Source organism: Paraburkholderia sp. CNPSo 3272 (genome assembly GCF_024206495.1).
Classification (GTDB): domain Bacteria; phylum Pseudomonadota; class Gammaproteobacteria; order Burkholderiales; family Burkholderiaceae; genus Paraburkholderia.
Genome location: NZ_JAMBPQ010000041.1, coordinates 51728 through 63339, shown reverse-complemented (window position 1 = coordinate 63339; position 11612 = coordinate 51728). Strand labels below are relative to the sequence as shown.

The 11612-nt window shown below is 67.1% G+C and carries 8 protein-coding genes; 3 read left to right on the top strand and 5 right to left on the bottom strand.

The window, feature by feature from the left end; all coding sequences use genetic code 11:
* Positions 1-439: 439 nt before the first annotated feature.
* Together M3I53_RS31560 and M3I53_RS31555 are read right to left on the bottom strand one after the other, a co-directional pair.
* Entirely contained in the window at positions 440-1399 is a 960-nt protein-coding gene (locus M3I53_RS31560) for a LysR family transcriptional regulator (protein ID WP_375542610.1), read from the bottom strand.
* A gap of 299 nt (positions 1400-1698) precedes the next feature.
* On the bottom strand, positions 1699-2751 hold the full coding sequence (locus M3I53_RS31555; RefSeq protein WP_254319739.1) for an NAD(P)-dependent alcohol dehydrogenase: 1053 nt from the start codon (positions 2749-2751) through the stop codon (positions 1699-1701).
* Positions 2752-2942: 191 nt separating this feature from the next.
* Between M3I53_RS31555 and M3I53_RS31550 the strand changes: the two genes are divergently transcribed.
* From M3I53_RS31550 to M3I53_RS31540, 3 genes are all read left to right on the top strand, one after another.
* Complete coding sequence (locus tag M3I53_RS31550) at positions 2943-3923, top strand: AraC family transcriptional regulator (RefSeq protein WP_254319738.1); 981 nt, start codon at positions 2943-2945, stop codon at positions 3921-3923.
* Between the two features lie 66 nt (positions 3924-3989).
* A complete protein-coding gene (locus M3I53_RS31545; protein WP_254319737.1) occupies positions 3990-4922 on the top strand; it encodes an NAD(P)-dependent oxidoreductase in 933 nt (310 codons plus the stop codon).
* 221 nt (positions 4923-5143) lie between these two features.
* Positions 5144-7192, top strand: a complete 2049-nt coding sequence (locus tag M3I53_RS31540) for an EAL domain-containing protein (protein WP_254319736.1) — start codon at positions 5144-5146, stop codon at positions 7190-7192.
* 9 nt (positions 7193-7201) lie between these two features.
* On the opposite strand, the gene M3I53_RS31535 is transcribed toward M3I53_RS31540, so the two are convergent.
* The 3 genes from M3I53_RS31535 to M3I53_RS31525 all read right to left on the bottom strand — a co-directional run bounded on the left by M3I53_RS31535 (position 7202) and on the right by M3I53_RS31525 (position 11594).
* Positions 7202-8518 carry an MFS transporter gene (locus M3I53_RS31535; protein WP_254319735.1) on the bottom strand — a complete coding sequence of 439 codons (1317 nt, stop codon included), beginning with the start codon at positions 8516-8518 and terminating at the stop codon, positions 7202-7204.
* 65 nt (positions 8519-8583) lie between these two features.
* Complete coding sequence (locus tag M3I53_RS31530; protein WP_254319734.1) at positions 8584-9816, bottom strand: CaiB/BaiF CoA-transferase family protein; 1233 nt, start codon at positions 9814-9816, stop codon at positions 8584-8586.
* Positions 9813-11594 (bottom strand): acyl-CoA dehydrogenase family protein, encoded by a 1782-nt coding sequence (locus M3I53_RS31525; protein WP_254319733.1) that lies wholly within the window; start codon positions 11592-11594, stop codon positions 9813-9815. The genes M3I53_RS31530 and M3I53_RS31525 overlap by 4 nt, the downstream gene beginning before the upstream one ends.
* Between the last annotated feature and the right edge of the window lie 18 nt (positions 11595-11612).

Below are 11612 nucleotides of genomic sequence, written 5' to 3'. Positions count from 1 at the left end.
TCCGGAGCGTCTGTCACTCCGTACCTTCAAAGTCGGTGACAAGGCAGTCATCCTTCCGGCGGCGCTCCGCGCGCCGAAGGGCATAACCTGAAACCATTGGTGCGCGTGCATCCTCGCCGAGGCTGACAGCGCCCCTGGTGTCCCATGCAGCCCCAACCGCAGCGCGCGTAGCGAGCAGCGGGATGAATGACTGCCTTGTCACTCACTTTGGTGGTGCGAGGTGACAGACGCTCCGGAGCCATTCACCATGTACGACGAGATGTGAACGGTGGCAGGCACTGGCGGTTTGAGCCGCTTTCTTTTGCCTACTTTTCTTTGCGGCTGCAAAGAAAGTAGGTGCCGCCCCGCACAGGGGCAACGCCTGCATACCGACGCGAACACAAGTAAAGGCCAAAGCTAAAGGCCAAAGCAAAAGGCCAAAGCAAAAAACCGCAAACGCTCAGACAGGCGCCAGCTGCAGCCCCTCCAACAACTGCCGCACCCGCGAGAGATCGCGATTAACCGCGCCCGCGTCCTCGAACAGCTCCGCAAGCCAGTCGACGAACACGCGCACACGCGGCGACAACTGTCGCGACTTCACGAACGCCACCGATACCGGCGTGGGCAGCGGCTTCCACTGCGGCAGCACCTCGACCAACGCACCGCTGTCCAGGTATGGCTGCGCAGCGAGCAGCGGCGGCTGGATCAGGCCATAGCCCTGCAAACCGCACGTGAGGTAGGCGAACTCGTCGGAGACATGCACGAACCCGTCCACCTTCACCTTGGTCGGACTGCCCTCCACCTCGAAGTCGAACTCGAACGGGCGGCCCGTGAGCGGCGAGAGGAAGTTGACGACCGGATGCTGCGCGAGATCGTCGAGCGTTTGCGGCGCGCCATGCCGCTCGAGGTACGCGGGGCTCGCGCAGGTCACGTGCTCCAGCACGCCGAGGCGCCGCGCCGCGAGTCCCGAATCGGGCAGCTCGCCGAGCTGGATGCTGCAATCCACGCCTTCGCCGACGAGATCGACGTTGCGCAGGCTCACGCCGATCACGAGGTCGATCTGCGGATAGCGCGCGTGGAACTCGTCGAGCGCAGGCAGCACGATCGCGTTGGCGATGAGGCCCGGCATCTCCACGCGCAAGCGCCCGCCGATCGCGCCGGGCGACTGGCGCACGCTCGCTTCGGCATCGTCGATGTCGGCGAGGATCTGCGAGGCGCGCTCATAGTACGCGGCGCCTTCGGGCGTGAGCGAAAGGCGCCGCGTCGTGCGCACGAGCAATTGCGTGCCGAGCAGCGATTCGAGGTTTTGCATCAGCGTAGTAGCGCTGGCGCGCGGCATATCGAGTGACTGCGCGGCTTTGGTGAAACTATTGGTGTCAACGATGCGCACGAACGTGCGCATCGCCTGGATGCGGTCGATCACGGGCGAGCTCCTGCAATGGGCTTGAGGCTTGAACGAAATCCGCGCTGGTGCAAAAAAGGGTGAGCCGCGTAGCGATGAAAGCGCTTCGCGGTGCCGGCGTCTCGCGGAAAGCGACGCTCAGCGGTTAAACAGCCATGACGATTGGATGGCGGCGCATGTGACGCCGGCTCGACTACGGGAGGCCAAAAAAGAAGGCCTCGAAGGGAAAGGGCTGGCGGGCCATCCGGAACGGATGGCCCGGCGGGGCAGAGTGTTACGTCGGGATGCGCGGGTCTTTTGCCTGCGCTGCGTGCGCGTTACTTGCGCAGCGAATCGAGGTCGATCACGAAGCGGTACTTCACATCGCTCTTGAGCATGCGCTCATAGGCGTTGTTGATGTCCTGCATCTTGATCATTTCGATATCCGACGTAATGCCATGCTTGCCGCAGAAGTCCAGCATTTCCTGGGTTTCTGCAATGCCGCCGATCAGCGAGCCCGCCAGACGGCGGCGCTTCATGATCAGGTTGAACACTTGCGGCGAGGGGTGATCGTGCTCGGGCGCGCCCACCAGCGTCATCGTGCCGTCACGGCGCAGCAGCTCGATGAACGGGTTGAGGTCGTGCTGCGCGGCCACGGTGTTCACGATCAGGTCGAAGCTGTTGGCGTGCGCCTGCATCTGCTCCGGGTCCTTCGAGATCACCACTTCGTCCGCGCCCAGGCGCTTGCCGTCTTCGATCTTCGAGGGCGACGTCGTGAACAGCACCACATGTGCGCCCATGGCATGGGCGAGCTTCACGCCCATATGGCCGAGTCCGCCGAGACCCACGATGCCGACCTTCTTGCCGGGGCCGGCGCCCCACGTGCGCAGCGGCGAATAGGTGGTGATGCCCGCGCACAGGAGCGGCGCGGCCGCGGCGGCATCGAGGTTCTCGGGCACGCGCAGCACGAACGCTTCATCCACCACCAGTTGCGTGGAGTAGCCGCCGTAGGTGATGTCGCCGCTCACACGGTCGGCGCCGTTATAGGTGCCGACCCAGCCGTTCTCGCAGTACTGTTCGAGGCCTTCGGCGCAGCTCGGGCAGGTGCGGCACGAGTCGACGAGACAGCCCACGCCGACGAGATCGCCCACCTTGTACTTCGTGACGCCCTTGCCGACTTCGGCCACGCGGCCGACGATCTCGTGGCCCGGCACGACCGGGTAAATCGTGTTGCGCCATTCGTCGCGCGCCTGGTGCAGGTCGGAGTGGCACACGCCGCAGAACAGCACGTCGATACGGACGTCGAGTTCCCGCAGGTCGCGGCGCTGGAATTCGAACGGGGCGAGCGGCGAGGCGGCGTCGCGGGCGGCGTATCCGTAGGTTGGGTACATGTGTTAGCTCTCCTCTAGTGCATGGGTGTTGCGGCAGGGTTCCCATCGTAAGGATCGGCACCCACCCAGGGAATACCTGAAGCTATCGAAGACTTGCCTGATTCTCCTGGTGCTCAGCACATCCACAGGTTCAGTGATAGATTGGCAAGCCTGTTTCTCTGCCTGACTTCATCTTTTGGGGCACAACCGATATGGGCTACGTCAAAACCCTCGCCGCGGCGGCCATCGCGCCGGCGGCCGCCACGCAGGCGCGCACGGTCGACCTGCTCATGCAAATTACGCAGCGCGACGGCGTGCACGCCACGGCGGTCGAAGGCGTGCGGCTCTACCGCGGCAGCGAAAGCCATCCGCGCCAGCCGGTCATGTACGAACCGAGCATTTTCATCGTCTGCCAGGGACGCAAGCGCGGCTTTCTCGGCGACCAGATGTTCATCTACGACGCCCAGCAATACCTGGTCCTCTCGGTGCCGATGCCGTTCGAGTGCGAGACCGAGGCGAGCCCCGAGAAGCCGATTCTCGCGATCTCGATCCGCGTCGACCTCACGACTGTCGCCGAGCTGCTCATGGCGCTCGACGACCCGCGCCGTGCCGTGTCCGAGCCTTCGGGCATCTACGCCACGCCGCTCGACGCCACGCTTTCGAACGCCGTGCTGCGCTTGCTCGAAGCGCTCGCGCAGCCGTACGAGGCGCGCATCCTGGGCCCCTCGATCGTGCGCGAAATCTGCTACCGCGTGCTCATGGGCGAGCAGGGCGACGCGATTCGCGCGGCGCTCACGCACCAGCATCACTTCGGGCGTATCGCGAAGGCGCTGCGGCGCATTCACACCGACTACCGCGGCGACCTCGACGTCGAAACGCTCGCTTCCGAAGCCGGCATGAGCCTTGCCGTCTTTCATGCGCACTTCAAGGCCGTCACCTCGACGTCGCCCATGCAGTACGTGAAGACCACGCGCCTGCATCATGCGCGCCTCCTGATCACGCACGACGGCCTGACCGTGAGCGCGGCGGCCACGCGCGTGGGCTATGAAAGCGCGTCGCAGTTCAGCCGCGAATTCAAGCGCCTCTTCGGCATGAGCCCGGCCGACCAGATGCGCCGGGCGCGCGACGCCGCAGCCGCCGCGGCCGCGCCGCGCGTCGAGGTGTTGCCGCCGCGTTATGTGACGGCCGTGTGAAGTCCACACGCGGGCGTGCGGTATTCGATTCGCATATCGAAACATTGACGCAAGGGTGACACGACGATGAAGCCATGCCTGCTGGTCCTGATACTGCTTCCCGCTGAAGACCTCGCCGGATTTGGCGAACAGTTCGACGTGATCTACGCGCCCGATGCCGATGCGCGCGCCAAAGCGGTCGCGCAACGCGGCAAGGACGTGCACGTGGTGCTCACCAACGGCACGACGGGTCTCACCGCCGACGAGATCGACCGCATGCCCGCGCTCGAACTGGCGGCCGCGCTTGGCGCGGGCTACGAGAATATCGCGCTCGACCATGCACGCGAGCGTGGCATCGCGCTGTGCAACGGCGCGGGTGTCAATGCCGACTGCGTGGCCGACCATGCGCTCGCGCTGCTGCTCGCGGCCGTGCGCGCCGTGCCGCACTTCGACGCCGCGTGCCGCACTGGTGTCTGGCGCGACGCGCTGCCCATGCGTCCCACGGTAACGGGGCGGCGGCTCGGCATTGTCGGCTACGGTCATATTGGCGAGAAGGTTGCGAAGCGCGCGGCGGGCTTCGGCATGGAACTCGGCTATCACAACCGCAAGCCGCGCGAGGGCGCTCAGGCGCGCTACTTCGAGAGCGTGATGGCGCTCGCGCAATGGAGTGACTTTCTCGTGATCGCGACGCCGGGCGGCGCGCAAACGAAGCATCTGATCGATCGCGCCGTGATCGACGCGCTGGGGCCGCAGGGTTTTCTCGTCAACGTGTCGCGCGGCAGCGTGGTCGATACGGCCGCACTCGCCCTCGCGCTGAAGGCGGGGGCGCTGGGTGGGGCGGGGCTCGACGTCTACGAGGGCGAGCCGCTGCCGCCCGCTGCGCTGATCGGTTTAGACAATATCGTGCTCACGCCGCACGTGGCCGGCGCGTCTCCCGACGTGCGCACCGCCACGGTGCGCCACTTCGCCGAAAACGCGGCGCGGCACTTCGCGGGCGAGGCGCTGCTCACGCCGCTTTGAAGGCGGACGTTGGGCGCTCCTGGCGCCCGCGTGCGCCGCCTTGTGTATGCCGCCGCGCGCGGACGCCGGCGGCGCATGACGTATCATTCCATCTGTGCGAGCCAGAAATCGCTGTTCGAGCGGCCGCTAATGACCACCACGGCCATGAACCTGGCGCGAGACCGTGCCCGAATTGCAGATCCGGGCCGTGACGCCAGGGCGGTGATATCGAAGGCTCAAAAATGAAAACGCTGATTGGCGCGCTACACGAGCACGCGGCCCACGTGGTGAACCGCTTCTACGAGGAGCTGGGCCGCTTGCCCAAATCCCGCCGCATCCTCGAAATGCTTTCGGGCGCGGAACTCGCGCATCTCAAGGCGCGCCAGACCCAGAATCTCCTTGCTCTCGCGAGTGTCGGCCTGAGCGCGCGCGAGCACGAGGACATGGCGCTGCGCATTGGCCGCATTCATGCCATCGTCGGGCTCGACAAGGAGGAACTCGTGCGCAGCCGCGGCATTCTTCAGGAGCTGATCTACGCGGACGTCGGCCGCACAGTGAGTACGCAGCAACTCTCGCTCTACGCGCGCCGCCTGACCGCCGACCTCGCGTGGCAACTCAAGGCGTATCAGGCCGTTCAGGACTCGCAGCAGGAGGCGCTGTTGCGCATCACGCGTCTCGTGTGGGAGGCGGCCGGCTACACGAATTTCATCGACCAGGTGATCGGCGCGCTGGCGGAGCACGACGAAGTGAGCGCCTGCACCATCGGCCGTCCCGACGAAGCGGGTATTTTTCACTTCGAGGCCGGCGCGGGCGGCAGGACGGAAGGCGGCATGCTCAACATGCTCGCCGGCCACGATCACGAAATTAGCGTGCGCGCCGATCATCCGCAAGGGCAGGGGTCCATTGGGCGCGCGTGGCGCAGCGGCAAGCCGGAGCGCGTGGTCAACTATCAGACCGATCCGCTTGTCGCGCCGTGGCGCGATCTCGCGGCGCGCCAAGGCGTGCGCTCTTCGGTGGCGATTCCGCTGGCCGCGCCCGGGCAGCCGCCGCTCGCCGTGCTGAGTCTGTATAGCGCGTTTCCGGGCGGCTTCGTCGGGCCCCATCAGGTGGCCTTCGTCGATTTGCTGCAAACGCTGCTCGGCTGCGCCGCGATGCGCATCTCCGCCCATGACGGCCTGAGCGCCGCGGTACCGGTGAGCGTGCGCCAGCATTGGGCGGCGCTAGTGCGCACCGGCGCGCTCGAGATGCACTATCAGCCGCTGCTCAGCCTCGCAACGGGCAAGGCGACCAAGGTCGAAGCGCTGGCGCGTCTGCGCGACGGCGAGCGCCTGCTCATGCCGGACATGTTTCTCCCGGCGCTCTCCTCCGACGATCTGCTCGCGCTCTTCGCACGCGGCATCGACCAGGCGCTCGCCGACCGCGAACGCTGGTTCGCCCAGGGGCGCGACCTCGATGTCTCGATCAATCTGCCGCCGGCGGCGCTCAACGACATCCGCTATTTCGAGGCCGCCCGCACCGCGCTGGCCGCGCACCGTTGCCCGGCTGCGCGGCTCACACTGGAAGTTCTGGAGAACGAATCACTGTCGCTGAGCCAGGGGCAGCGCGCGATTCTCGCGAAGTTCCGCGAGCTCGGCGTGCTCCTCGCGCAGGACGATCTGGGTGCGGGGCATAGCGGCCTCACGCGCCTGCGGGAATTGCCGTTCGACTGGGTCAAGCTCGACCGCGAGATGGTGAGGGTGAGCGGCGGCGACGCGCTCAATACGCTGCGCGTCATCTATCAGCTGACGCGCCTCGGTCATTCGCTGGGCAGGTTCGTGCTCGCCGAAGGCGTCGATACGCTCGACCTCCTTCGCGCACTCGCCATTCTCGGCGTGGACGGCGCGCAAGGCTATGGCATCGCGAGGCCGATGGAGGGCGCACGCTTGATCGAGTGGCTCGACACGACGCCGGCCTTCGCCGCGACCGCGAACGTCGAAGGCGGCGCCGGAACGGAAAGCCTGCTGGCGCGGCTCGCACGCTTCGTGATCTGGGAAGAGCGCATGCTCATGATCGCGGCCGTGCCCGACGCGGCGCAAGACCTCTTGCGCGCCTTGACGCGCGATGAGAGCGAGGGCGGCAGCGCGCCGCTCGCGCAGTCGCTGGCGGGCTTCGGCGACATTCTGCCCGCGGGCGCGCGACGCGATGCGCTGCATCGGGAGGTGGTCGGCGCGCTGCTGACCGAAGGCCCGAACAGCGAAGCGTGGCGCGCTGCGCTGAACCGGCTGATCGAGGCCATTGCGGCTGCCGGGTAGGGGCGCGCGTTAGTCCTGCAGCGCGAGCCCCACATCGCTTTGCGTGGCCGACGACTGCCTGCGCTGCAGCACCGCGATACACACGAGCGAAATGGCCGCAAGCGCGCTGTAGAACAGCGCCAGCGGCCACCACTGGCCCGGATAGTCATGCGCGAGCAGCGTGCCGACGAGCGGCGTCAGGCCCCCCGCGAGCGCCGCGCAACATTGGTAGGAGATCGAAATAGCCGAGTAGCGCACGCGCACCGGGAACGCGTTCGTCATGAAACCCGCCATGACCGCGTACGAACTGCACATGCACATCACGGCAATTGCAATGCCAACCACGATGGCGACCGGCCGGCCAGTGGAGACGAGCACGAACATCGGATAAGGCGAAATCATGGCGAGCGCGGCGGCCAGCACGAGGAAGCGCCCGGCGCCCACGCGCTGGGCAAACCAGCGGGAAAACAGCTGCGTAAAGAGCTGGATGAACGCGACGACGAACAGGCAGTCGAGAATCAGCCCGCGGTCGAGTCCGAGCGTTTGCGTCGTGTAGTTGAGCATGAAGGTGTTGACGAACCACGCTCCCGCCACGCCGATCACATTAGCACCGAGGCACAGCAGCACGGCGCGCCACGAGTCGCGCAGCACTTCGACGATCGGCATTGCGGCGGTGCGGCGCTGCGTCCGGATCGCCTCGAATTCCGGCGACTCGCCCACACCCGAGCGGATCAGCAGGCCCACCACGAGCAGCACGGCGCTCGCGATGAACGGCAAGCGCCAGCCCCAGGCAAAGAGCGCATCCTTGTCGAGATGCGCGACGCTGCGAAACGCCAGCAGCGCGAGAATCAGGCCGGCCGGACTGCCGAGTTGCGCAAACGAGGCGAGAAACGTGCGCTTTTCCCTGGGCGCGTGCTCGCCGGCCATGAGCACCGCGCCGCCCCATTCGCCGCCAATCGCAATGCCCTGCGCCACGCGCAGCAGCACGAGGAGCGCCGGGGCGAGCGCGCCGGCGCTCGCGTAGGTCGGCAGAAAGCCGATGCCCACGGTGCCGACGCCCATGATCGACAGCGTCGCGACGAGCGCCTTCTTGCGGCCGATGCGGTCGCCCAGATGCCCGAACACGAGCCCGCCGAAGGGGCGCGCGAAAAAGCCCACGGCGAAGGTGCCAAACGAGGCGAGCGTGCTGTAGAACGGCTCGTGGGAGGGGAAGAATAGCTTGCCGAAGATGAGCGCCGAAGCGGTGGCGTAGATATAAAAGTCGTACCACTCGATGGTGGTGCCGACGAAGGCGGCGAGCGAAGCGCGGGCGGGCTGGCGCGCAGGGGTGGTGCCGGGGCGGGTCATGCATGTCTCCTTGATCGGGTGAGCCGGCTTCGGCCGGTCTGTATTCGTTGGGGTGGGATGGAACGCTAGTCGCCTGGCGTCGTTTCGGGTTCCTTGACAATGCCGGCTTCGAAAAGCCGTTGCTGCGTATCGGCGTCGATGCCGAGCGCGTCCATCACGGCGCGCGTGTCGGCGCCGAGCGCGGGCGGGCGCGTGCGGTACGTCGGCGGCGTGCGCGAGAGCTTCACGGGCGCGCCCGTGCCGCGATAGCCATCCATTTCGACGATCATGCGGCGGTGCTGCGTGTGCGGATGCGCGGCCACGGCGTCGACGGTCTGCACGGGGCCGCACGGCACGCCGGCCCGGATGAGGTCGCGCGCGAGCGGCTCGCAGTCGTACGCGGCAAGCTGCGCTTCGAGCGCCGCCTTGAGTTCCGGCCGATGCGCGCAGCGGTTGCGGTTATCGGCGAAACGCGGGTCATCGGCGAGATCGGGCACGCCCAGGTGCGCACAGAGCTTCGCGAACTGGCGGTCGTTGCCCACCGCGAGGAAGATGGGCGCGCTGAGCGTCGCGAAGCTGTCGTACGGCGCGATGTTCGGGTGCGCGTTGCCGCTGCGCTGCGGCGTGCGGCCACTGCCGAAATAGTTCGGCAGATGCGGATGCAGGAGCGACACGCCGCAATCGTAAAGCGCAATATCCACCGACTGCCCGAGGCCGCTCATTTGTCGCTCGGCCAGCGCGAGCAGAACGCCGGCGAGCGCGTTCAGACCCGTGACCATGTCCACGATCGGCAGGCCGATGCGCAGCGCGGGGCCGTCGTGCTCGCCGTTCACGCTCATCAGGCCCGCCATCGCCTGAATCGCGGCGTCGTAGCCGGGCAGGCCGCCGAGCGGGCCGTCCGGACCGAAGCCCGAAATCGCGCAGTGAATCAGGCGAGGAAAACGTGGGTGAAGGTCGCGCTCGTAGTCCATGCCCCAGCGCGCGAGCGTGCCAGGCTTGAAGTTTTCGACCAGCACGTCCGCGCCTTCGAGCAGCTGCCACAGAATCGCGCGACCCGCTTCGCGCGAGAGATCGACGGCGATGCCCTGCTTGTTGCGGTTCACGCCAACGTAGTACGACGCCGTATCGCCGACGAAGGGTGGGCCCCAGCCGCGCGTTTCGTCGCCGTCGGGCGGTTCGAGCTTGATGACTTCGGCGCCGTGGTCGGCGAGCGCCTGGGTGCAGTACGGACCGCCCAGCACGCGGCTCAGATCGATCACGCGCAGGCCGTGCAAAGCGCCGTTCACCGCGGTTGCTTCGGATTCCTTTGTTGGGTTCATCGCGAGCCTCGATGTGCCGGAATCAGTTGCATGGCTTGCTCGAGCGTCAGCGCGCGTTCGTCCACGAGCGCGCGCAGCGTTGCGGCGTTTTCGTCGCGTTCATCGAGCGCGAGCGGGTCGCGCGGCAGGAGCTTGTGGCGCACCAGCAGATGCGCGAATGCGAGGCGCCGGTAATCGGGGGCGTCGTGCGAAATCTGCGCGGCTTCGCAGGCCATGAGGGCCGCCGTCGTGGCGTGATAGAGCGCGCTTGCGGCCTGGCGCACCGACTCGTCGCGGCCGCATTCGGCCACGCTGACGAGCGCCGCGCCCGCGCGGTCGAACACGTCGCGCAGGAGCGCTGCACTGGTTTCAGGCAGGCCGCTTTTCGCAAGCTCCGCATGCACGTGCTGCGTCAGCGCTTCGAGCGCCCCTTCGCGCTTCGCCGCACGCGCGACATCGAGCGCGACGATATTGCTCGTGCCTTCCCAGATCGAGCCGAGATGCGCGTCGCGCACGAGACGCGGATCGCTCCACTCCTCGATATAGCCCACGCCGCCGCGCACTTCCATGGCGTCGCCGGTGACGCGGCGCGCGTCGCGGCAGGCGCGGAACTTGATGAGCGGCGTGAGAATGCGCACGCACTTCGCCGCCGGGGCGTCGCCGGCATCGGCGCGCGTGAGCAGCGTGGCGATGCGCATGAACATCGAGCGCGCCTGTTCGGCGGCCAGCATCATCTTGAGCAATTGACGCTGCATCAGCGGCATTTCGAAGAGCTTGCGGCCGAACGCCTCGCGGTTGCGCGCGACGTGCAGCGCCTCGGTCACGGCGCGGCGCATGAGGCCCGCCGCGCGCACGCCGTTCGACAGCCGCGACATGTTGATCATGTCCGCCATCTGATGAAAGCCGCGCCCCACCTCGCCGATCAGGTACGCCTGCGCGCCTTCCAGCACGATCTCGCCGCTCGCCATAGAGCGGCTGCCGAGCTTGTCCTTCAGGCGCACGATGCGGTAGGTATTGCGCGTGCCGTCGGGTAGCGTCTTCGGCAGCAGGAAGAGCGCGAGGCCCTTGATGCCGGGCGGCGCGTCGTCGGGGCGCGCCAGCACCATCGCGAGATCGGCGTCGGCGTTTGAGCAGAACCACTTGTCGCCGTGAAGACGCCATACGTCCTCGCCATTTGCGTCGCGCTCTCGCGTGGCGCGGGTGGCGATACGCGCCACGTCCGAGCCGGCTGCCTGCTCGGTCATGAACATCGCGCCCTGGTAGAGCGTGTCGAAGTCCTGCGACGCGAGCATCGGCAAATAGCGCGCAACGAGTTCGGGCGAGCCGAAGCGGCGAAGCGTGCGCGTGAGCGAGTCGGTCATGCTCACCGGGCAGCACAGGCCGAACTCGGCCTGCACGAACAAATAGGTGAGCGCGTATTTGACGAGCGGCGCGGGCGCGTTCTCGCGATGGCTCATGGCCGCGAGGCCAAGCTCCGCGTAGGCGACGCGTTCGAGCGCGACGTAGTCGGGATGCTTGTCGATGCGCTGGATCGCTTCGCCGCTGCGCGTGCGCGCCTCGAGCGTGGGCGGATGCTTGTCGGCGACTAGCGCGAACGCGTCGAGTTCGTCGGAGGCGCGCTGACCGAGCGCGACGAGGCGCGCTTCGATCGCGCCGAATGCAGCATCGCCGAGATAGCTGCGCAAAAGGGGCGCGAAGCCGGGGTCGCTCGTGAAGAAGTTGATGCCGCGGCTATCGGGAATGCTGGCCGAACTGCTTGCCGGCGCGGCCTGTGCGGCGAAGGCGGGGCGATCGCTCATCGTGTGCTGTCTCCATGC

Coding starts and splice junctions, on each gene's coding strand:
- M3I53_RS31555 (WP_254319739.1), bottom strand. CDS start 2,751: ATGTACCCAACCTACGGATACGCCGCCCGCGACGCCGCCTCGCCGCTC.
- M3I53_RS31550 (WP_254319738.1), top strand. CDS start 2,943: ATGGGCTACGTCAAAACCCTCGCCGCGGCGGCCATCGCGCCGGCGGCC.
- M3I53_RS31545 (WP_254319737.1), top strand. CDS start 3,990: ATGAAGCCATGCCTGCTGGTCCTGATACTGCTTCCCGCTGAAGACCTC.
- M3I53_RS31540 (WP_254319736.1), top strand. CDS start 5,144: ATGAAAACGCTGATTGGCGCGCTACACGAGCACGCGGCCCACGTGGTG.
- M3I53_RS31535 (WP_254319735.1), bottom strand. CDS start 8,518: ATGACCCGCCCCGGCACCACCCCTGCGCGCCAGCCCGCCCGCGCTTCG.
- M3I53_RS31530 (WP_254319734.1), bottom strand. CDS start 9,816: ATGAACCCAACAAAGGAATCCGAAGCAACCGCGGTGAACGGCGCTTTG.
- M3I53_RS31525 (WP_254319733.1), bottom strand. CDS start 11,594: ATGAGCGATCGCCCCGCCTTCGCCGCACAGGCCGCGCCGGCAAGCAGT.